The organism is Leeuwenhoekiella sp. H156 (assembly GCF_052218455.1).
GTDB classification, from domain to species: Bacteria; Bacteroidota; Bacteroidia; order Flavobacteriales; family Flavobacteriaceae; genus Leeuwenhoekiella; species Leeuwenhoekiella parthenopeia.
In genome coordinates this window covers 3,037,501-3,059,276 of record NZ_CP197499.1, presented here as the reverse complement: position 1 = coordinate 3,059,276, position 21,776 = coordinate 3,037,501, and the positions used below count along the sequence as shown (strand labels likewise).

Annotated in this window: 22 protein-coding genes and 2 tRNA genes (1 of these 24 running past the window's edge); 8 read left to right on the top strand and 16 right to left on the bottom strand. The window is 40.2% G+C overall.

Annotated elements, in window-relative coordinates; all coding sequences use genetic code 11:
* The first annotated feature begins 10 nt into the window (after nucleotides 1–10).
* On the top strand, nucleotides 11–859 hold the full coding sequence (locus ACSSS3_RS13135; RefSeq protein WP_442844989.1) for a DUF4138 domain-containing protein: 849 nt from the start codon (nucleotides 11–13) through the stop codon (nucleotides 857–859).
* Between the two features lie 6 nt (nucleotides 860–865).
* Nucleotides 866–1,243 (top strand): hypothetical protein, encoded by a 378-nt coding sequence (locus ACSSS3_RS13130; RefSeq protein WP_442844988.1) that lies wholly within the window; start codon nucleotides 866–868, stop codon nucleotides 1,241–1,243.
* A 51-nt stretch (nucleotides 1,244–1,294) separates the two neighbouring features.
* Here the strand turns inward: ACSSS3_RS13130 and ACSSS3_RS13125 are convergent, their stop codons facing one another.
* The 14 genes from ACSSS3_RS13125 to ACSSS3_RS13060 all read right to left on the bottom strand — a co-directional run bounded on the left by ACSSS3_RS13125 (nucleotide 1,295) and on the right by ACSSS3_RS13060 (nucleotide 14,232).
* Nucleotides 1,295–2,074, bottom strand: coding sequence for a hypothetical protein (locus tag ACSSS3_RS13125; RefSeq protein WP_442844987.1), 780 nt, complete (start codon nucleotides 2,072–2,074; stop codon nucleotides 1,295–1,297).
* Nucleotides 2,075–2,078: 4 nt separating this feature from the next.
* A complete protein-coding gene (locus ACSSS3_RS13120) occupies nucleotides 2,079–3,368 on the bottom strand; it encodes an amidohydrolase family protein (protein WP_442844986.1) in 1,290 nt (429 codons plus the stop codon).
* Nucleotides 3,369–3,575: 207 nt separating this feature from the next.
* On the bottom strand, nucleotides 3,576–5,153 hold the full coding sequence (locus tag ACSSS3_RS13115; RefSeq protein ID WP_442844985.1) for a type IV secretory system conjugative DNA transfer family protein: 1,578 nt from the start codon (nucleotides 5,151–5,153) through the stop codon (nucleotides 3,576–3,578).
* Nucleotides 5,154–5,161: 8 nt separating this feature from the next.
* Complete coding sequence (mobB, locus tag ACSSS3_RS13110) at nucleotides 5,162–6,193, bottom strand: MobB family relaxase (protein ID WP_442844984.1); 1,032 nt, start codon at nucleotides 6,191–6,193, stop codon at nucleotides 5,162–5,164.
* 11 nt (nucleotides 6,194–6,204) lie between these two features.
* On the bottom strand, nucleotides 6,205–6,576 hold the full coding sequence (locus ACSSS3_RS13105) for a BfmA/BtgA family mobilization protein (RefSeq protein WP_442844983.1): 372 nt from the start codon (nucleotides 6,574–6,576) through the stop codon (nucleotides 6,205–6,207).
* A 455-nt stretch (nucleotides 6,577–7,031) separates the two neighbouring features.
* Nucleotides 7,032–7,163 carry a hypothetical protein gene (locus ACSSS3_RS13100; RefSeq protein ID WP_442844982.1) on the bottom strand — a complete coding sequence of 44 codons (132 nt, stop codon included), beginning with the start codon at nucleotides 7,161–7,163 and terminating at the stop codon, nucleotides 7,032–7,034.
* A 62-nt stretch (nucleotides 7,164–7,225) separates the two neighbouring features.
* Entirely contained in the window at nucleotides 7,226–7,675 is a 450-nt protein-coding gene (locus tag ACSSS3_RS13095) for a JAB domain-containing protein (protein WP_442844981.1), read from the bottom strand.
* Between the two features lie 10 nt (nucleotides 7,676–7,685).
* Entirely contained in the window at nucleotides 7,686–8,066 is a 381-nt protein-coding gene (locus tag ACSSS3_RS13090) for a DUF6876 family protein (RefSeq protein ID WP_442844980.1), read from the bottom strand.
* A gap of 73 nt (nucleotides 8,067–8,139) precedes the next feature.
* Nucleotides 8,140–8,478, bottom strand: coding sequence for a single-stranded DNA-binding protein (locus ACSSS3_RS13085; protein ID WP_228231454.1), 339 nt, complete (start codon nucleotides 8,476–8,478; stop codon nucleotides 8,140–8,142).
* 769 nt (nucleotides 8,479–9,247) lie between these two features.
* Nucleotides 9,248–10,084: a DUF932 domain-containing protein gene (locus tag ACSSS3_RS13080; RefSeq protein WP_442844979.1), complete on the bottom strand. Its 837-nt coding sequence runs from the start codon at nucleotides 10,082–10,084 to the stop codon at nucleotides 9,248–9,250.
* A 204-nt stretch (nucleotides 10,085–10,288) separates the two neighbouring features.
* Nucleotides 10,289–11,572, bottom strand: coding sequence for a site-specific integrase (locus ACSSS3_RS13075; protein WP_442844978.1), 1,284 nt, complete (start codon nucleotides 11,570–11,572; stop codon nucleotides 10,289–10,291).
* Between the two features lie 228 nt (nucleotides 11,573–11,800).
* Nucleotides 11,801–11,875 (bottom strand) — tRNA-Pro (locus ACSSS3_RS13070).
* 87 nt (nucleotides 11,876–11,962) lie between these two features.
* Nucleotides 11,963–12,046, bottom strand: a tRNA-Ser gene (locus tag ACSSS3_RS13065).
* A gap of 140 nt (nucleotides 12,047–12,186) precedes the next feature.
* The gene (locus tag ACSSS3_RS13060; RefSeq protein ID WP_442844977.1) at nucleotides 12,187–14,232 is read right to left on the bottom strand and encodes an HD family phosphohydrolase; all 2,046 of its coding nucleotides are present in this window, start codon (nucleotides 14,230–14,232) and stop codon (nucleotides 12,187–12,189) included.
* Between the two features lie 254 nt (nucleotides 14,233–14,486).
* Here ACSSS3_RS13060 and ACSSS3_RS13055 point away from each other — a divergent pair, with 254 nt between their 5' ends.
* Complete coding sequence (locus ACSSS3_RS13055; RefSeq protein ID WP_442844976.1) at nucleotides 14,487–15,662, top strand: acetyl-CoA C-acyltransferase; 1,176 nt, start codon at nucleotides 14,487–14,489, stop codon at nucleotides 15,660–15,662.
* A gap of 169 nt (nucleotides 15,663–15,831) precedes the next feature.
* Nucleotides 15,832–16,581 (top strand): C40 family peptidase, encoded by a 750-nt coding sequence (locus ACSSS3_RS13050; RefSeq protein ID WP_442844975.1) that lies wholly within the window; start codon nucleotides 15,832–15,834, stop codon nucleotides 16,579–16,581.
* A gap of 187 nt (nucleotides 16,582–16,768) precedes the next feature.
* Here the strand turns inward: ACSSS3_RS13050 and ACSSS3_RS13045 are convergent, their stop codons facing one another.
* Entirely contained in the window at nucleotides 16,769–17,929 is a 1,161-nt protein-coding gene (locus ACSSS3_RS13045) for a THUMP domain-containing class I SAM-dependent RNA methyltransferase (RefSeq protein WP_228231443.1), read from the bottom strand.
* Nucleotides 17,930–18,004: 75 nt separating this feature from the next.
* Here ACSSS3_RS13045 and ACSSS3_RS13040 point away from each other — a divergent pair, with 75 nt between their 5' ends.
* Both ACSSS3_RS13040 and ACSSS3_RS13035 read left to right on the top strand, forming a co-directional pair.
* Entirely contained in the window at nucleotides 18,005–18,673 is a 669-nt protein-coding gene (locus ACSSS3_RS13040) for a ZIP family metal transporter (protein ID WP_442844974.1), read from the top strand.
* 1 nt (nucleotide 18,674) lies between these two features.
* The gene (locus ACSSS3_RS13035) at nucleotides 18,675–19,103 is read left to right on the top strand and encodes a DUF4268 domain-containing protein (RefSeq protein ID WP_228231441.1); all 429 of its coding nucleotides are present in this window, start codon (nucleotides 18,675–18,677) and stop codon (nucleotides 19,101–19,103) included.
* Here the strand turns inward: ACSSS3_RS13035 and trhA are convergent.
* The gene (gene trhA, locus ACSSS3_RS13030; RefSeq protein WP_442844973.1) at nucleotides 19,100–19,735 is read right to left on the bottom strand and encodes a PAQR family membrane homeostasis protein TrhA; all 636 of its coding nucleotides are present in this window, start codon (nucleotides 19,733–19,735) and stop codon (nucleotides 19,100–19,102) included. The genes ACSSS3_RS13035 and trhA overlap by 4 nt on opposite strands.
* A 176-nt stretch (nucleotides 19,736–19,911) precedes the next feature.
* On the opposite strand from trhA, the gene ACSSS3_RS13025 reads away from it, so the two are divergent.
* Both ACSSS3_RS13025 and ACSSS3_RS13020 read left to right on the top strand, forming a co-directional pair.
* The gene (locus tag ACSSS3_RS13025; protein ID WP_442844972.1) at nucleotides 19,912–20,718 is read left to right on the top strand and encodes a 3-keto-disaccharide hydrolase; all 807 of its coding nucleotides are present in this window, start codon (nucleotides 19,912–19,914) and stop codon (nucleotides 20,716–20,718) included.
* Nucleotides 20,718–21,776, top strand: the 5' portion of a protein-coding gene (locus tag ACSSS3_RS13020) for a Gfo/Idh/MocA family protein (protein WP_442844971.1). The gene runs 414 nt beyond the window's last position; only the first 1,059 of its 1,473 coding nucleotides appear in the window; the start codon lies at nucleotides 20,718–20,720; its stop codon lies beyond the right edge, outside the window. The genes ACSSS3_RS13025 and ACSSS3_RS13020 overlap by 1 nt, the downstream gene beginning before the upstream one ends.

The window sequence follows — 21,776 nt, the reverse complement described above, 5'->3', positions numbered from 1 at the left end:
TCTGTATCCTATGAAAAATCCAGTCTACGTTTCCGTTTGGATGGTATTGTTATCCTGCTTCAATGCGAAAGGGCAAAACCAGAATTCTATACAATTAGACACCATCTATGCCAATGATTATACCAATGTGGCCCTGTTCTTTCCAGAGCCCATTCGTCAGGGAATCACAGGTTCGTCAGATTATGTCTTCAGTTTCAACCGGGATTCAGCCCAGCATCTAGGCCTCTTACAGGCCAAACCCGGAAAACCCAGTAATTTACTGGTCATCAGCACAGTGGGTTCGGTTTTTTCGTACCTTGTAATGTACAAAGAGTCAATCGATCAGTTCACTTATTTTATTGACCCTTTAGATCGTATTGGTTTTGAGAACCACAACAGTATTGACCCGATACACGTCTCTGAAGAAATCATGACTTCTTCAGAGACCGCCCCCTTTCCCTACGACCGGTATTGTAAATACCTGATTCAGAAAAAACAAAAGATTGGTCGGTTAAAAACCCGGAATCAGGGAATTATCCTGAGCGTCGAAAACATCGTTTTTCACAAAGATGCCCTGTATTTTGTCTTGCAATTGGAGAATCGATCCGGTTTGGATTATGATTTCAATTACCTGAATCTGTCTACTCAGACCCGTTTAAAAGGAAAACGTAAGTCCATGCAAAAACTGCTCAAAGAACCGCTATATACCCACGAGGTTCCCGACAAAATAAAAGCGGGAGAGCTCAGGTGCTTTCTTTATGTGGTACCTAAATTTTCCCTAAGCAGGGATCGGAGGCTGATTGTAGATTTAAGCGAAGCCCGTGGGGAGCGCGAACTGCAACTCAAAATCAATCCCCGATTTATAAACTATCCAAACTAAAAGACTATGAAAACAATTTCAATACTATTCGGAATTATTCTGTTTACAGCCTGTTCCAATCCACAAAGCAAAAGCCCGGAAGAAGTCACCCAATTGGTCCTGGAAAGCTTTTATGCGCAGGATAATGAAAAATTACAAATGTATACCACCCAAACCGGGTACCAGGGTCTTAAGCAAATACAAAATTTCTTTATAGAGACTTCCGAAACAGAAATGGATTTTAAAGTAGTACAGCAAACACAGGAAGGAGATACCGCCTGGGTACAGTGTACCATCAACTATTTGGATAGACCGGAAACCTTTAAACTCGTAAAAGAAGATGGGCAATGGAAAGTCACGGAAAAAGAGCTTCAAGAGAAGAGTCTGTTTAAAGCTCGATTTTAAATCTAAAGAATACCCAAATATTGAATGAGTTAGATCACGTTCTTAAAATACTCATAATTTGCCGCTTTTTAAAAACTCAAAAGCGAAAGCGTCTTTGAATCCATTCAAAGTAACTAATTCTCTACAATGGCCAAATGCTTCTTCGTAGACCTTATTTTTTTCATGAGGATTATCACATATGTATGAAATGAATTCAGCAGTAAATCTTCTGGCTGTTTTAATATTAACTTTTTTATTTATTGCTAAAACATTATTACAGGACTTCACAATTACTTCAGCAATTTTCAGAGACTCGCATGCGCTTAAAACAACACACTCAGTGTGATTTGACCTTTTTTCAAAGAAAAGCTTAAGATCTATAGCGTCTATAGGGGCATCTACTCCATAATCATCTTTTAAGAGAAGAGCATTATCAAGTCCATGACAAGAAAATATTACTATATCCGCTTGATAATTTCGCCATTTGTTTAAGATATTGCTCATATTAGGAAAGACAGATTCGAATTTCACATCTTTTCCTTTAGTAATATTTTTTAGGTCTAATATTTCCTCATGAACTTTAATATCAGAAAGCCCTATATTTTCGGAACCTACAAAAAGAATCTTTCGGTTTCTTACATCATTCAATTTATCTAATAGCAACGGGTTATCATCTAATAAATCAGCCATATTATTCAGCACTTCCCTTTTATTATCAGGTAGTGCCATTGGTAAAACCTCTTCAAAGCGACTTTTGTAATCTTCATTTAGATAACCATCAAAAATGTGTTGATTAATTTTTTCTAAATTATTACTATTATCATCCTTTAGGAAATCTTCAAAATTCATCATATTCTTAGTGTTGAAATAGATATTTATAAGGATTATTTAAACATAATCTTTCCTTCAAGTTGTGCTCCTCAATACCTTCTTGTAAACTTTGGAGAAATTGAGTTTGCTCAACGAGCAAATTCCCTTCTTTGTTAACCATCCAATAATCAGTACCAAAAAGAGTCTTATCTGCTATATCGTCATTTAAAAACAAAAATGATTTTAAACTTTTATTTAAGTTCGTTTCCACTAAATTGTAGGAGAAATCAGCGTAAACATTTTCATATTTTCTCATAAAACCAAAAATAGTCTCTTTACGTTGTTGTGGATCTTCCATTAAAGGTGCTGGATGAGATGATTTCCAAGTTTCATATCCTCCAAAATGAGCTAGATTTAATTTTAACTTTGGAAATTTCTCAAGAACATTTTCCCATCTTTTTGGGTCATTTAATTTATATGCTACTTCTTTTCTTTTATTTCCAGTAATATATACTTTATCCTTACCTTGATAAACCTCAATCTTCCTCAATGCTGTAGATACCGATTCCCCTCCACAATGAGATAGCACTGGAATATTAAATTCTTCACAAACCTTATATATGGGCCAAAGTCTGTAATCTGATGGATCATAACCTAATGCAGGATAAATTTTAATACCGAAAAATGTGTTCTCTCCATCAAATGCTTTATTAAACAAAGAATAAAGGTTATCCCCTCCTTTTAATTCTGCTCTTCTAGGATCACAATATAAAAAAGGTAGAATCGGAAAATCAGATGACAAAAGCTTCAGCTCTTCTATTTGCGATGAAAAAGTCTTTCTTATCTTGGTGTCCCAGCCGATTTCCAAATCCATCATTAAGGCTGTAGTAAGCACATTTTCTTTTGGCAAATCGAATGAAATAGCCAAGGAAAAGTTATCGATATAATGCGCATAAACATTTTTCATTCTTTTCATCTTTAAGAACTTAGTAGCCTTTATGACATCAATAACTCCTTTGGTTTCATTATTTTTATAAATCGTTTCCTGTAAACTATTAGAAGTCAAAGTATTATACAGATCATCTTCCCAGCCTGGGGAATATTCTTTACTCTCTTCATAAATTAAATTCTCATCAATTTTAAGCTCCAAACCTTCTGCACTCTTGAGACCAAGGAAATCTTTTAGCATTCTCAATAGAAAATACGACTTGTTTATACACTTGATATCAAAAAGGTGACAATGCACGTCTATTACATAATCAGTATCGAGCAATTCAAGTACCTTATCAGAACATCGAGAAAGGGGATTTTTATTTAAATGGTCGGTATCAATCATAAATTTTAATTTAAAATATTGATTATCAATTTAATAAATAAATTGATAAATATTAATACCTGCTATTAGGTATTTTAACTCAGGAATTCTGATTAGGTTGTTATATATAAAAACTTATCTTAAACTCTATTTCTAATAAATCGACTTCTGCACAACACAGAGGCCCTTATTCAATTTTATTAACTAATGACTTTATTAGATACAAAATCACCCTCTATTAATTTTAAACCGTCTCATCACTTCCCAGTGAATACGTTTAAAATTAGTATCGTAATCGGTCTCCGTATAGCGCTTGACTTTTTGAGGCTGCTCGCGTTTAATCGTATCCAGTTTAAACCGTACTTTACGGTCCATGCCATCCGCATAGGTAATAAATTCTCCCTGCTTTAACCGGAAAAACACATCCGCTCGCACTTTAGAAACCTCCCGTTCCCCTGTTGTCACACGGGTATCAAAATCCAGTGTATAGCCCTTACTCACACTTTTAGTAGGATTTTTGACAATTTCAAAAAAGCGTTCGTAGTATTTGGCGGTGTCGGGATCATTGACCTTTCCAAAAAACTGATAGGACAGATTGGCAAGAATGGCTCTGCTCGCCTTATCGCCATACATCATATCGTTTTGCACCTTATCCTGCATTACATAAATAGTTGCCACATCATAACTTCGCAGGGTTGCGGGGATGCGGTGCATATTGAGTAAACGTATTGTAGGAGCTTCTTCCATCATCAAAAAAGAAGATTGTTGTTCCCGTACACTCATTTGTTTAATTGCGGTATGCAGAATGGTCGCGATTACCGGTGAATAAGCCGATTCGTATTTGGGGTTATTGACCACACTAATCACCGCAGGATTTTCAGGACTGTTCAGGTTTAGCGGCACTTCATCTGCAGAAAGCGCCATAAAGATGCGTTTGGTACTGATGCGTTTTAGGGCATTAGCCAGCGTGCTCATCACTCCGGCAGTTTGCTTTTCAGAATCAATCCCGCTTATAAAAGCGCTGGCCATAATTCGGGAAGTCCGGTTTTCAGAAAGCCAAACAACCAGTTGTTTGGTATCCAGATACTGATAGAGCGCAATCATATGTGGCAGTGTACACAGATTTGGCAAATCTTCCTTTAAGCTCCAGATCATGCCGCATAAAAGTCCTTCGGCGGCATCATTAAAGAATTTAGAAGATCCCGTCACTACCTGTTCTTTTTGTTCGAGAAGATTTTCCAGTAATACACGAGCCACTTCATTGACACTTTCTTCATTGGGTAAATAGTGTGGAGCAATAGGATTCACCTTATGGATGACGTCATCGAAGGCGATTGTGTAAAACGGGATGTTCGACTGTTGGAAAAGCGGATAGGCAATCTCAGTAAGTTCAAAGTTTTTGTAATCGTGTATAATGCCACAAAACTGATGCTTTTGGAAATGCTTTAAGAATTGATAAACCAGGCTTTCGGTTTTCCCGCTACCGGCAGAAGCAATTACCGATGCTCCCCGTTTGATATTTTCAATCTGGAAGCGCTTGTTATGCGTTGTAAAATGAACCTGATATTTTGTGCGGGTATTTTGATTAGGTTTTGGAATAAAGACTCCAATACAGGTTCCCAGCAAAAACAGCGGACAGGTATAGTACAACAGGATCAAATACCAATCGCCATATAAGGTCAAAAGCGCTGAAGAGCAGCCTAAAAGCAAAAATCCAAATACCCAGGCAAGGCTAAAGAATCGCTTTGCCAAAACATACAGTGCTAATAAGGCGAGCTCTACAAGTATCAATTTAAGGATCTCCAAGGTAAAACTTATATACTGATGGAACTTGATTTCACTGCAATGCCCACTCCCCTTTTCAGGGCATTAAAGGCTTTGTATGCCAGTTGTACCTGATCCACCGGAACAGTTGGTGGCAATTTAATTCCGGCTTCCCGCATCAGTTTAAACGCGGCAGTACGCTCGGGATTAGGGAGCTTAAGAAGATTTTTGTAAAACTGGGTGGTATCCTTTACAAAATCCCTTCGGGAGGTGTATTGCTCCATAAAGTTACGCTCGTACTTGAAAAGCCTGTCAAATGTCTTTTCAGCCTGACTGAAAAAATAATCCCGATCAAAGCCACGCTTGATCTGCTTCCCGTTAAACTCCACCTCTGATGCCTTGTACTTACTTCCCGGAGACAGACTGATCGAATTGGATTGATCCTTCCTGCTTACGATTATGTGGATGTGACTTTGCGGCCCGGGCTTTTCCATTCCCTGAACAATGCGCTTGCCGTTGAGTTGATGGGGTGCCTCCTGTTCCAGACGTCTGATTTTATCCTGTAGCGCCTGAAGGTTACCCGTGGTGGTGCCGGTCTGAATGCGATAGACTTCATCCTTCAGGGCTTGAATTTTAGAAGCTATGGGCTGATTGGCAATTACTTCGCGATCTGTTCCTTTAAAACGGCGGGTAAGCTCAATTTTCGCAAAGTACTTAATATCCTCTACTCGTATGGGTCTGCCGTTGATCTCCCGACTAAAGGCTTTGACATAGTCTTGCATCAATTCACGGGTGTAGCGTTTTAATTCTTCCGGATGATTTTTTAAATGCTGTAATTCCCGCCTGGACGGATTAACGGTGATGGAATAAAACCGGGGTTCGCTACGCTTAAGTTTTGCGGTGTTGGAATCAATCTCCGCCACTACCCGATCCGGTTTGATATCATTCTCCGTTTGGTTGAAGAAATACTCAAAATTCACCAAGGTACGATCTTCGTTTTCTTTTTCTAAATAGCTGACAAAATCACTGGAACTCTGATTGAAATGGGTTCCTAATTTCTGAGGTGTGATGGTGATGTACATAGTGCTCTCATTTAAAAATCCTTTCCATCCCAATCTTCAAACCGTGCATCATCCAGTTCGTCTTCCCGTTTTACAATCAAGGGCTTTTCTTCCGGCGTTTCCGTCTGGGTAAATAGCGCTTCGAGCATGGCCTGGGTGGGTTTGGTTTGGTTCTTTTCCACGTCCTTGATAATCGCAATTACGGCATTGATGCGTTTCAGGAGTTTTGCTTCCAGGGTGCGTCCGGTAGGACCTAACTGTTCTTTGGGAGAAATCTCATTATACAGGAAAAAGTCGAGCATAGTCTCCATCGCTTCCGTGTGCGTTTTAAAGTGTTTGCGGGAGAATTCCTGAAATCGTTTAGCAGTTGTTTTCTTAAATCGAATGCCTAAAAATGGGTCCATAATTCGCTGATTTGTCGCAAATTCTTCCCATAAAACAGGCGCTTTGAAGGCATTTGTCGCAAATTATTGAGAATCAAAGTATTGATTAAATTTTAAACCGTTAATTTTCAATGTATTGAAAACGAAAAGGAATCTGTAACAGCGCGCAGCGTGTTACCCTCTTGCTATTCCTTTTCGTTCGCCGCAGGCGAACAAAAATCCCTACAATTTGGTTACCAGATTATCATCTGCAACCCTTGCTTTTTCTCTGGAAAAATTTCCGAAATGTTAGTATTTGCTGGGTAGGTATATCAGCGAAAGTCAAAAAATGGATACCCCTACTTTTAAAATGTGTGCTGTTTGTCAGCCTTTTAAAGATACGTTATTTTGTGAATTTTCGGGATTTCAAAAACAAAAAACGCCCCGTTTTGTGGAGCGTTTGTAGATTGCCGTTTTGAGTTTTTATATGTAAACACTTAGCTATAGGAATATAAATTCCGCATCGCTTCTTCATCCAGCATCTGGTCAATAGGAGTATGATGTTTCAAAGCGTTATTCATCAGCTCCCTGCCGTATTTCTTCTTGACGTCTTCCCTTGATTTAGCCAAAAGTCGCTCTTGTGCTTCCTCGCTTAAATCGGTAAAATGGAGATAAATCAGGGTTCTGAATTTTAAAGAATTCCTTCATCCGCAAAGCTGAAGTATTTGCCTGATGGGGTTAAAATGATGTGATCTAAAACTTTGATGTCCAGAAACTCCCCTGCGCTTTTGATTTTACTTGTAATGCTCTTATCGGCTTCACTGGGATTAAGTGTTCCGCTGGGGTGGTTATGGGTCAGGATCATCCCCACCGCCAAAGATTTCAGCGCAACCGCAAATATTAGTCTGACGTCTACCAAGGTGCCGGTTATTCCGCCCTGCGAAACCTGAAAAACTCCTTTGATCTGGTTGCTGTTGTTGAGCAATACGATTTTAAAGCATTCAAAAGTGGCGATATGGTCTTTATCCCAGTTCTTGTAAATTTCCGCTGCAGCCTGCGTCGAAGAACTGATTTTAATCCAGTCTGTAGCTTTCTGTCTTGTAGAATACCGAAGCTTGATTTCGTTGAGTTGTGTTTGCATAACGATCGGCTTAATATTCGTTGGGTAACATCAGGATATCGTCTACAAAAAACAGGCGCAGTTCATCTAAAGGAAAATCGGTCAAGTCATACTCCTGTTCAAAAAGGGTTATGCCGTTGCCTTCTCCATAAGTGATTACCGCTTCTTTGTGGATTCGTGTTTGATCTTTTTCACAGTACCGCTTAAACACAGCCACTATAAATCCGTGTTTGGCTCTAAAGCGTTTAACGACTGCTGCTATATCGGTAAGCATCCAGTAGCAGCCTGCCTGCTCAGCCAGATAGTGTACCCCTTCAGTGTATTTGTAATGGAACAGCGGTAAGGTGTAATACAGAGCACTTCCGCTGAATTGCTTAAGGTTTTGGGCTAAATTGATATTTGAATTTTCCATGGTGATACGAATTAAGAATAAGTAAAAGGCTGGGCTCTGTTTCAATCAACAGGGCCCAAGCCTTTAAACCGGTTTAAGATTTGCTGCCCATTAAAAGGATTTCCGAAGCTTCGATTTCGGTTACATAGCGGGTTACTCCCTCTTTGTCCTCATAACTGCGGGATTTGAGTTTTCCGCTTAAAGCCAGTTCTTTACCTTTAACTACATAGTTCTCAATGAGGTCTGCGGTTTTACCCCAGGCGACAACGGTGTGCCACTCGGTAGTCTGTACCTTTTCGCCTTTATCTTTTTTATAGAATTCATTGGTGGCGAGGGAAAAGCGTGCGACTTTGCGGCCGCTTTCCAAATTGGTGATGGTTGGCTCCTGACCAACGTTTCCGATTAACTGTACATGGTTTCTTAAAGTTCCCATAATTGAAAGAATTTAAATGCCTGTAAAAAGGCGGTTACTAATTCCCTTTTCCATTTAAGCGTTCCTGATTATTGGAACTGAACTTAAATTTTAAGGGGTGTTTGTTTGCCTTCTTACGTGCGTAGCACAATGGATGAGGTGGGTTTTGTCAAGGCTTTCCGGGAACAAATCAGGAGTGTCTGCGACGTAGTAAATCCTCCCTGATACAGGGATGGATTTCAAGGAAGTAGAAACCTTATTTTTCTAGGAAACTCCGTATAGCCTTGACAAGTTCCATAAGAGCCTTAGCAATTCTTTTAAAGCCGGATGAAAAGCGAGCGTACGGGAAGTTAAGCGAGCGGAGCAGTCGGGTTTAATCTAGAATTGGTTAGGTTCTGCCTGTTTTTCGCTGTCCCGAAAAACAAGCAAGGCCTTAGCCATTAGAAACCCCTTAAAATGACCAGGACGGCACCTGGTTTTTCAGGATTTGCGAGCAGGAGCCAAGAAGATCCTGCCGCAAAATCCGATTAAGAAAATCAGGATGCCGGCTTTCCTATTCTAAAAAAAGCGGACGTATCTGTTTTTTGGGAGTGAATGAAATGCACCCAAAAGCGCAGCGAGTGGGTAAATGGAATGAAGGAAACAAAACAACAGATGGGTCCAAGACTTCGAGTGAAGCTCTTTTATCGTAATGGAGCCTGGCGGAATGGAGGGAAATGGGCTGAGCGAATGGGTAACCAAATATTGATATGAATCCAGTTTTTTAAAGGAACTGGAAAACCTTTATGAATTAAGCCATTTCGCAAATAGTATTAAACAGCTTTTTATCTAATCGCTCCTGTTGCCCAAAACTTTTCTTTAAGATGTTGTGCAAAACTGAATTAAAGGCATTATAACCTAACCATAAGTTTGGAGTTTCTTTTAATGCCAGGGCCTCATAGTCCAAAATTTCTAGTACTGATCTCGATTTCTTTGACGGATTACTATTGGTATCACTGCATTCGTATCGAAAGAGTTTAATTTGATCTAAAACAACCTTAACGAACTCACGAGTATCTATGATTTCGAAATCCCTCATCTTATGAAACTTTTGAGTTATAGTGTAAAATTCGTTATCTAAAAACCGTTGGAAGAGATTTGTCAGACTAGGCATAATAAGATCTGTATTGTTTTTACTATGCTTTATTGAAAACTCGATTTCAGCTTGAGAAACGTGTAACCCATTAGAGCATATTTGACGGTAAAATCCAAAATGGCCCGAAGTCTTTTCACTTCCATCATAGGAATTCTTAAACCGAAGCATCGGTAAAATACTGTCTGCCTCATTTTTAATACTAAATTGACTCGAGTCATCGACGATAAAATCAGTAACAAAAGACCGGTCATTTTTGTTGATCGTTCGTTTTATAAACATAAGACCGGCATCTTTAAGCATTTTTTCTGCTCTACCGAAGAATACCTGATTTGAGATGTGACCGTAACTGTTTGAAACTACATTAACGATTTTACCATTTGAAATAACGGCATTTTCCAGACCCCTTCGAGATTCCATCTGGGTCAAACTTTTAAGAGATATCAGTTCATTAGAAACAAAAATCTCATCCTGCTGCAAATTTTGTAAATACATAGCTTATGAATTTAGATTAAACAATATTTGAGCATTGAATCAAACGGAAGACAAAATTTTAAAGTGGAAAGGAAACGGAATAAAAAAGGGCGGCGTAGCAACCTGGCTTTATGCCGTCCCTTTTCCGTAAAAATTTTGCGAGTTTAACTTTCGGGAATATTGATTAGATAATCACATACTCCAATTTTCTAATATTGATATAGATTATCGTACGATACGAAGGTTACTCAAATGTTCGCTTTTTGAGTTAAAGACTTTTTTATTTTTCCTTAGTTTAGCCTGTAGCTCATACATATCATTGCTGATTTTCTGCTCTACTACTCGGGCATACTTTTGAGTTGTGGAAAGTTTGGTATGCCCCAACATTTTGGATACCGTTTCAATTGGCACATCATTTAGCAGAGTAACTGTTGTTGCGAAAGTATGACGGGCTACATGGAAAGTGAGGTTTTTTTCAATCTTACAAAGCTTAGCAATCCTTTTAAGATATTGATTTACCTTTTGATCGCTATACACCTGAAGGAGATTGTTGCCATTGAGTACTTCAAGCGTTTGATCATAGTAATTAAGAATACTTTTCGCTTCGTCTAGTAAGGGTAATTTTACTGGGGTTTTTGATTTTTGTCTTCGCAGCATTATCCATTTTTGCCCATCTATGCCCGTAATCACATCTTTCTTTTTGAGATTCTTTACATCAACATAGCTCAGGCCAGTATAGCAGGCAAAAACAAATAAATCCCTTACCAAACGCATTGAATTGTTTGAAATAGCTTTTGTACGAAGGATTTGAAGCTCCCGCTCTTCTAAAAACGGACAGTCAAAATCGTCATATTTTAGTTGGTAAAGTTCAAAAGGATTAAACTTTATCCATCGATGTTTCAACGCTAAAGTGGTAAACTTCTTTAAGCGCTCCATATGTTTCATTATACCATTATTATTTAACGGCTGAGATTTCCTAAGGGTCTTACAACCTCTCAGGTAATCTTCAAACTTGACAATAAAAGAATAATCTATTTGATTCAAATAAATATCGTTAGCTCTGTATTCCTTATTTACAAATCTTAAAATGTACTTTTCTGTCGCAGTATAGTTCTTGGCAGTTCCTGGTGCTAATTTTTTCAAATCATTAGCTCGATGATATTGAATTAAATCATTTAATTTAAGTACCGGTCTATCTTTTCCCGTATAACGTAATTTAATAGCCTTAGCAGTGATAGGAAGTCCCTCCGCCTTCAGTTCACGATAAGCTACTTTTAGATTAGAAGCTATTTCATCTAATTCATCGTTAATTAATTTTGCATTAGTTCTGCGCTTAAATACTCTCTTTGATTTCTCGCACCAATCCTGTTCTAGTGCGGAGTGTTTAGTGCTTAGATCTACTCTAGTGCTATCCAAGGAAATTCGAGCATAAACAGGAAATGTTTGATCTTTCCTAATAGCGCTTTTTTTGATCCAAAAATGGACATTAAATGTGTGTGAAGTAATCATAACCTTCGTTTAAAATTGGAAAATCCGTTAAACGAAAGCCAAACCGTCCAAAAGTCAGTACCGGTTATGTGCCTTAAATATAGAAATTAGTTTCCTAAAAAAATAGGACACCAAATAGGACACCAAACTATATGCCTACAAATGGGCACAAAAAAAACCAGTAAAAATGTATTTTACTGGTTTTCATTTAATTAGATATTAAACATATACTGTTAAATATCTATTTAGTCGGGGTGGCAGGATTCGAACCTGCGACCTCCTGCTCCCAAAGCAGGCGCGATAACCGGGCTACGCTACACCCCGATTGATTTCAATCTGTATTGTAATTTATCTCGAGCTTGTCAAGAAACTACACTTCAATTGAATTTCGGTTATCTTTTCAATTTGTTGCGGAGAGACAGGGACTCGAACCCTGGCGACGGTTACCCGTCGACAGATTAGCAATCTGCTCCGTTACCACTCCGGCACCTCTCCTAAGAACTAACGTCTCTGTCTCAAAACGCGGGTGCAAATATATATTTAAACTTTTGATCAACCAAAGCTTTTCAGGCTATTTTGATAAGAAATTTTAATTTTTATTCTAACTGATTGATTCTAAGAATTCCGCCAAAAAACTATTCCGGGTATTCAATCCGCAAATGGTAAATATTATTAAGCTTTAGTTTTAAAACCTTCTTGATCGTCTGTATTTCTTTAAACGTAATGTTTGCATTTAAAAACTGATTTTCGTCCATCTGCTTATTGATAATTTTCTCTACAAACGAGTCAATGAGCACCGAAGTTGGGTTTTTAAGACTCTTACTGGCCGCCTCCACGCTATCAGACATCATCAGTATCGCAGTCTCTTTACTAAACGGCAATGGCCCCGGATACCTAAAGTCTTCTACATTCACCTCCCCGTCCTGCTCCTGAGCTTTTTTGTAGAAATAATAAACCGTACTCGTCCCGTGATGCGTTCGTATAAAGTCTATGACGCGATCAGGCAGGTTGTTTTTACGGGCGATTTCGATTCCATTTAAAACATGATCAATGATGATACGGGCGCTTTCATCAGGCGATAAGTCTTCGTGTGTATTAATCCCGGTGGACTGGTTTTCGGTAAAATCTGTTGGGTTGACCATTTTACCGATATCGTGATACAGAGCTCCTACCCGCACCAACATAGAATTCGCTCCTATTTCATTCGCAGCCGCTTCAGCCAGATTGGCTACATTCAAACTGTGGTGAAAGGTTCCCGGCGCTTTGTTTGCCAACTCTTTCAGCAATTTGGAATTCGTATCGGTAAGCTCAAGCAATGATAAATCACTTACCAGACCAAAAATCTTTTCGTAGGCATAGATCAAAGGCTGCACAAACAAGGTTGCGAGTCCGGTAATGATAAACATACTAAAGGTTTCCCACTCCAGATTGTCTATCGTGCCTTCATGAATGATGTGAAAGGCGAAATAACCCAGGATATAAATAAACGTGATTTGCCCAACAGATATAAATAGATTGGCGCGCTTATACAGCTCAGAAACCGTAAGAATGGTTACAATACCCGCAATCACCTGCAAAAACATATACTCGGAAGTATTGGGTACAATAAACCCCAGAAGTAATATGGCAATGACGTGTGTAAACAACCCCAGGCGCGCATCAAAAAAGGCTTTAATAACCAGAGGTAAAATACAAAGTGGCACTACGTACACATAATTTGCATCATACTTAACGATGAGCGTGGTAAACAACACCATAAGGATGATGTTGAAAAAGATAAAGGTTACTTTGGTATTGTTTTCAAAAACCTGCTCCCGGTAGTTACGAATGAATAACAACAACATCGTAAGTGCCACCGAAACTAAAAGCACATAACCAAACACAACCCAGTTGTATTTACTGGCTGTCCAGGTTTGCGATTCGTATTCCGCCTGAAGGGATTTTAGAATCTGATAGGTTTTCTGCTCAACGATCTCACCTTTGGCTACAATACGACTGCCTTTATTTACCACTCCCTTGGTGGGTGCTATTTTGCTTAATTCGGCATTCAGTTCTTTTGTAGTGAGTTTTTCGTCGTAAAACACATTAGGCTGTACAATGTCGTAAAACAGTTCCTTAAAACGGTTCACGGCCTGCACATAAGGTCCGTTTACCAGGCGTCTGTTTATTAATGTGGTAATCTCATCGGTCGTATTGAGGTTTTCAATAGAGGTTTCTTCAACCTCATTACCGCGTCTCAGGTAAATCTTACGGCCATCTTCAAACGCGCTAACGTCACTTATCACACCGTATTTGTAGATATCATCCAGTATTTGAAGGCCGAAAGTCTTGAGTTCTTTTTGGCGATTTTTAAAAATCGAATCGGTAAAGACCGAAGCAAACTGATTTTCATAAGCCGCTTTGGCTTCATTGGCTATATCCTGATCGTAATTGAAATACGGAATAATGTTATCGCGGGCTTCTGCCCGCTCCACTTCAAGCTGCTCGTCGCTCTTTAAAATAGCAAAATCTACCGGCGCATAAAGGTTATCGTACTGCCAGGGTTTATTCTGTTGAAAATCAAACTGAAACTTTCCGCTTTTGGGAAACAGGTATACAATGAGAATGGTGCTTGCAATACACAGTAGCACCTTGTAAATAGAACCTTGATTTTTGTAAAAACGGTTTAATAGGTCACTCATAAAAAGATTCTGGGAACAGGCAAATTAGTGTAATTAGGTCAGATATATTCAGAATACAACAAATTATGATTTCGGTAGAATTAAATGTTCTTAAAAAAACCAACTTATAACCTGATGCCCTGATCAATAGCTTCGCATCCCGTAAAAATACTAAATAATGCGCTTTCACCTAAAGACTAAAGCCTTGCTAAAATATAACGTTTTCGTACGGTATTCTTTAAATTTGCAGAACACATAAACCAAGATACACTATTATGCAAAAGGAAATTGTAATTGTCTCTGCGGTACGCACGCCTATTGGCAGTTTTTTAGGGAGCTTATCTTCACTTACTGCTGTTCAACTGGGCACTGCCGCTATTAAAGGGGCCTTAGATAAAATAAATCTCGATCCCAAACTGGTTAACGAAGTCTTTATGGGCAATGTCGTTCAGGCCGGGGTGGGACAGGCTCCTGCACGACAGGCTGCTTTGGGGGCAGGAATCCCCGATACAGTGCCCTGTACCACGGTAAATAAAGTCTGTGCTTCGGGTATGAAAGCAGTCATGCTTGCCGCACAATCTGTTGCGCTGGGCGATAATGAGATTGTCATCGCTGGCGGAATGGAAAGCATGAGCCAGATTCCGCATTACGTGCACATGCGTAACGGAACTAAATTTGGCCCGGCCACACTGGTTGACGGGATGCAGAAAGACGGTTTGGTAGACGCCTATGACGGCAATGCTATGGGTGTTTGTGCCGATTTGTGTGCCAAAGAATATGAGTTTTCCAGAGAAGATCAGGATGCTTTTGCAATTGAAAGCTATAAGCGTTCTGCCACTGCCTGGGAAGCCGGAAAGTTTGACGACGAAGTTATTCCCGTTGAAGTACCTCAAAGACGTGGGGAGCCTCTTGTCGTTAAAGAAGACGAAGAGTTCAAAAACGTGCATATGGATAAGATTGCAAGCCTGCGTCCCGCATTTTCTAAAGACGGCACCGTAACTGCTGCCAATGCATCTACCATCAACGACGGTGCAGGGGCTGTTATCGTGATGAGCAAAGCGAAAGCAGACGAACTGGGTCTGGAAGTGCTTTGCACCATTAAAGGTTATGCCGATGCGGCAACAGAGCCTAAATGGTTTACCACCGCTCCTTCTAAAGCTTTACCTAAAGCACTTGATAAAGCCGGAATCAATCAGGATGAAGTCGATTATTTCGAATTTAACGAGGCCTTCTCGGTTGTGGGTCTTGCCAATATGAAAATTTTAGGCCTTGATGCTTCAAAAGTGAATGTAAATGGAGGCGCTGTATCGCTGGGACATCCTTTAGGATGTAGCGGTGTGCGTATTTTAATAACACTTATCAACGTCTTAAAACAGAATAATGCTAAGCTGGGAGCTGCCGCGATTTGCAATGGTGGCGGCGGTGCTTCGGCAATGGTGATTAGCAGATAAATTCAGCTTACAGGGCAAATGTTAATAATCTATTTGGTACAGAAAAATCATTTGAATTACTTTTACTCACGAAGTGAGCTTTGGTTAAAAAGAAGCTCCGATTTTTTTGTTCAATGAAATGCTTCGCAACATAATGCAGAAGTTGTTTACCAAAATTTGAATCAGCCTGATGAATTATGGCATTTGCCCTTTAAGTATTGTACCTATGCGTCTGGAACCTTCAGATGCCGGCGAAATGGTAAATCAGGTGCTTTATGGAGAACACTTTAAAGTGCTCGAAATCCGTAAAAAATGGAGCCGCATTCGCTTAGCTCACGATAAGTATGAGGGCTGGATAGACAACAAGCAGTATAAAGAAATTACCGAAGAAGACTACTTTGCAGCAGATGAGCGCACGCCGGTTTTAGCTACCGATTTGCTACAGATGGCTACTTCTTCAGACAATCACGTATTGAGCATTCCGCTTGGTGCACAACTGGCCAATCTGGATCTTACCGGGGATCAGTATGAAGGCAATACCATTTCCGAAAAAAGAGACAAAAGTGCTTTTGTGAATACGGCACTTCTGTATTTAAAAAGTCCATATCTGTGGGGTGGCCGAACGCCTTTTGGCATCGACTGCAGTGGTTTTACGCAAATGGTCTATCGTCTTAACGGGCACGCTTTATTTCGTGATGCTTCGCAACAAGCCGCTCAGGGCGAACCCTTAAGTTTTATTGAAGAATGTGAACCGGGTGATCTGGCCTTTTTTGATAATGAGGAGGGCCGTATCGTGCACGTGGGGATCATGCTACAGGACAATCACATCATTCACGCACACGGTGAAGTGCGTATCGACCGCATTGACCATACAGGCATCTACAATGCCGAACGTCGCACCCATACGCATAAACTTCGGGTGATTAAAAAGGTGGTATAGCTTATTGGGTTATTGGGTTATTGGGTTATTGGGTTATTGGGTTATTGGGTTATTTAAAAGTAATTCTACTTCTTTCGCAGTTCAGTGCTAAAACCAGTTAACTGTTAATAGTTAATTGGGCATTTGTATTAAATACTCTATTCGGAAAACTCATAATTCTGCATTCCGAATTCTGAATTATAAAACGCTACTCCTGCTGATATTTCGCCTTCTTAGAACCCGCGTAGATATCGTATTTTACCAGGCGCGACTCCAGCGAACCGTTGTACAACTTAATTTTTCGGGAAGTGCGCAGGCCTACGTGCTTTAAAGACTCCAGATTGGAAGTGATAAACCAGGCTTCGGTATCCTTATAATTTTGCTTTAGGGTATCTCCTATATTTTTATAGAATGCTTCCATTTCTACCGGAATCCGTTCGCCGTATGGCGGATTAAAAACCATATGCAAATGACGCTCCTTCTCCTTTTCGGTCTTGAAAAAATCGGCCTGTTCGAGCGTAATGAATTCATTCAACCCCGCATTATTGATGTTTTCCTTCGCCTTTTCAATAACTGAAGGATCCAAATCGTAGCCTTTGATAGTAAAATGAAACTCCCGTACCTTTTTGAGCGCCGAGGCTTCTATAACATCAAACAGATCAGGATCCCAATCATGCCAGTTTTCAAAACCAAATTGTCTTCGGTTTAAATTAGGCGGAATATTACAGGCGATCATCGCGGCCTCAATGAGCATTGTTCCACTACCACACATCGGGTCCATAAAATCGCTGTGCCCTTTCCAGCCGGCGAGCATCAAACAGCCCGCTGCCAGTACTTCATTTATAGGTGCGATATTGGTAGACAAACGATAGCCGCGCTGATGTAAAGACACACCACTGCTGTCAAGAGAAAGCGTGCAGCGGTTCTCCCGAATGTGTACGTCTATACTTAGGTCCGGGAACTTTAAATCTACGTCAGGCCGGTCGCCCGTTTGCTCTCTAAATTGATCAACCACTGCATCTTTGGCCTTTTGAGCCACAAAAAGGGAGTGAGTAAACTGCTCGCCGCTGATGGTTGCATTCACCGCAAACGTATCGTTAACGCGCATATACTGGCTCCAGTCGATACTTTTAACAGCTGCATAAAGTGCGTTTTCATCTTTGATCACAAAAGATTTAAGTGGCTTTAAAATCTTAATCGCGGTTCTGCAGCATAAATTAGCCTTGTACATAAAGCCTTTATCCCCTGTAAAACTTACGCTTCGGGTGCCTATCGTTATATCGCCGGCGCCCAGTTCACGCAGTTCCTGGGCTAATAATTCTTCAAAACCAAACAAGGTTTTGGCCAGCATTTTAAAGTTGCCTTCCATCCTAAAAATTTAGATTGCAAAAATAGGTTAATTTTACCGGCTTAGTACGACTAACGACGCCTAGCCATTTAGAATATGATTTTTAGTTTACCTGTAGCCGCCGTTCTGGTAGGATTTCTTATTGCTTATTTTTTAAAACCAGCAATCAACAATGCCGTAAAATTATTGCTCTCCTTTAGCGGTGCTTTTTTATTATCGATAACCATTTTTGAGTTTTTACCCGATTTATATGCTTCCGGTTCAAAAAATACCGGTCTGTTTATTATGGGCGGATTGCTCCTGCAAATTTTACTGGAATTCCTTTCCCGCGGTGCTGAACACGGCCATTTACACCTGGATAACGAAAGACGCCAGATTCCGTGGTTGCTCCTTATAAGTTTATGCATACATTCGGCTTTTGAAGGCTTTCCTCTTGCCGAAAATAAAGATCTTGTTTACGGGATCGTCATTCATAAAATCCCCATTGCAATCATCATCAGCTCCTTTCTACTGGTCTCAAACATCAGCCGCATTCAGGTATTGGTATTCCTCCTGATCTTTGCCTTAATGACTCCGCTAGGCAGTTTTCTGGGACAGTTGGATATTTGGTCACCCGTCATAAAAAGCAACATCAACGCGCTGGTAGTGGGTATTCTACTGCACGTTTCAACCACGATTCTCTTTGAATCTTCAAAAAACCATCAGTTTAACGCGAGTAAATTTGGAGTGATCCTGTTAGGAATTGGTTTAGCTTACATCCTGTAATATGTTCAGCAAAGAAGAATCAAAACAAATACGTCAGGATTTCTGGATCTTTTTCGGAAAGCGCTATCCGCGAAAATGGTTGCTTTACGATACCAAGGTCAAGGAAATCAATCTCAAATTCAGTTTTGACAACCAAAAAGCTCAGGTTTCTTTCGATATTGAAACACACGACGAACTCATTCGGGAGTACTATTTTGAGAAATTTGAAAGCCTGAAAAATCTATTGAAAGCTGAAATCTCTGAAGATATCAGTTTAGAACAAAACTATTTGCGCAGCAGTGGCAAGATCATTTCAAGAATTTATGTGGAGAAAACCGGAGTAAATATTCACAACAAAACGCACTGGCCGGAAGTCTTTGACTTTTTCAACGAACACATGCAGAAGTTTGAATTGTTCTGGTACGAGTATCAGGATTTTATCACAGCCTAAATCACATCGGTCAGGATAAACAGGAAGTGACAAATACTGCCTCCCAATACAAAGAGGTGCCAGATAAAGTGATTGAAGGGAATTTTCCGAACCACATAAAAAACAATGCCCAGCGTATAAAACGCCCCGCCCAGCATTAAAAGCTGAATGCCCTGCTCTGAAGAAACGGCGACCAGATTATCCCAATCCAGTACGATTAACCATCCCATCGCCAGATACAAAATCAGGGAAAGCGCTTCAAAACGCCCGGTAAAGAATAGCTTTAAAAGCGTTCCTACCGCTGCAATACCCCAGACCGTCCAGAAAATAATCCACCCGTTGCGGTCAGCTAAAGATATTAACGCTACCGGGGTATAGGTGCCGGCGATTAAGAAATAAATACTGATGTGGTCTATTTTTCTAAAAATCTGTTTCCACGAAACGTGCGCAACCAGATGATAAACGGTAGATGAGATATAGAGAATAAGGACCGAAAAACCGTAAAACAGAATACTTAAGGTGCTGTAATCAGACTTGTAATGATCTTCAGTCAACAGCAAATAAATTCCAAAAATACCCATCAAAACTCCCATTCCGTGGGAAAAGGCATTCCAGAATTCTTCTTCTCTCCAATTAAGGTTCAGGTGCTTCATAGGGGCAAGTTACTTAAATATACGCTCATGTGACTTTATCTTACTTTGAGAAACAGCCTGAACAGGTAGTAGCCTTTTCAAGCCAAAACTTTCAAAAGTCTTCAGAATACCTATTCCTGTTTTTAGTATTTTTAGTCAGGCTCTAAAACTTAATCCTCCTTCAATTTCTATTTTTTATGATTCAGACCAAAAAACTATCCTTCTTCAAAGCATTTATTTTAAGCATTTTAGCAGTAAATACAATTGCCTGCAAAAACAAAACCGAACAAGCGGAAAAAGAAATGGCTTCTCAACCCACAGAACAGGATTGGACCTATCTTTTTGACGGGACTTCGCTCGAAGGCTGGCGGGGTTATGGTATAGATTCACTTCCGCCGGGCTGGACGGTCAAAGACAGCGTGCTTACGTTTGATACAGAATTGGGCCTTGAACAAAATTATAAAGGCGGAAAAGACATCATCTACGGGGCTGAAGAGTTTGACAATTTTGAACTGTATCTGGAATGGAAAATCCCGCAAGGCGGAAACAGCGGCATCTTTTACCATGTGAAAGAAGGCTATTCGGGTCCACCCGAAGTTGCTCCCGAATATCAGCTTATAGATGATGAGAATTATGCCAAAATACATGATCTCACGAGCTACAACTCCCAATTTGGAGCAGCACATCCCGAAGAATTACAGGACTGGCAGAGCACGGGAGCAGATTATGCGATGCATACTCCAGACCTGTCTAAAAAACAGCTCAATCCTGCCGGAGAATGGAATACCACCAAAATAGTCTTTACCCCCGAAAAAGTGGAACATTGGCTCAATGGTGAAAAAATTCTTGAATTTGTTCCCTGGTCTGAAGAATGGCAGCAAAAAAAACAATCGGGTAAGTGGGACAACGCACCCGATTACGGCAAATTTAAAACAGGTTATATTGGGCTGCAGGATCATTCAAGCCCTATTTGGTTTAGAAATATTAAAATCAAAAGCTTATAATGGCAGCACAATACAATAAAAGAAGAGATTTCCTTAAGAAAAGTGGGATTGGCGCTTTAGGGCTGATGATCTCCGGAATCGTTTTGGCAACCGAAAACCAATCTGTAACAAAAGTATCAGGATTAAATAAGGATACAGAAATCATTCGTACGGCGCACATAGGAGTTGGCGGTATGGGTGCCGAAGATTTAAAGGCTATGGCTTCGCATCCTCAGGTCGTTATAAAAGCCCTTTGTGATGTGGACGCGATCAATTTAGCTGTAGCCCATAAAAATCATCCTCAAGCCCGAATATTCTTTGACTACCGCGCAATGCTCAAAGAGTTGGGAGACGAGATCGATGCCGTGGTTATTTCGGCTCCAGATCATATTCACGCACCGGCTGCGCTGCTCGCAATGCAAAACAACAAACCGGTTTACTGCCAAAAGCCCTTAACGCACTATGTATCAGAATCCCGTGAAATGCGTCAATTGGCAGCTGACAAAAATCTGGTGACCCAAATGGGTATTCAGGTGCACTCGTTTTACGATTACAAGTTAGCAACCCTTCTCATACAATCGGGCATTATAGGCAAAGTACACACCGTTCACGCCTGGTCTCCCAAAAACTGGGGCTATAACGGCCCCGAACCGGAAGGATCAGATCCTATCCCCCCGCAGCTAGACTGGAGTCTGTGGTTAGGCACAGCACAGGAGAGACCTTACAAAGAAGGCTTTTATCATCCCGCAAACTGGAGAAAACTGATTGATTATGGCTGCGCGACACTGGGAGATATGGGAGTGCATATTTTTGACACACCATACAATGCATTGGCATTAGGCGTTCCTCAAATTATAAAAAATGACTGCCGCCCTCCTAATGATTTCGGCTATCCGGAACAGAATACGGTAACTTATGAGTTTCCGGGTACCCAATACACGACAGAAAGTTTAAAATGGATCTGGTATGATGGTCCGGGTGCACCTTTACTAAATGAAGATTTAATCCTTCCTGACTCAACAAATACAAAGTCCAATTCATCAAAAAATGAAAATCTAAAAGATAAAACCTCTTTAGAT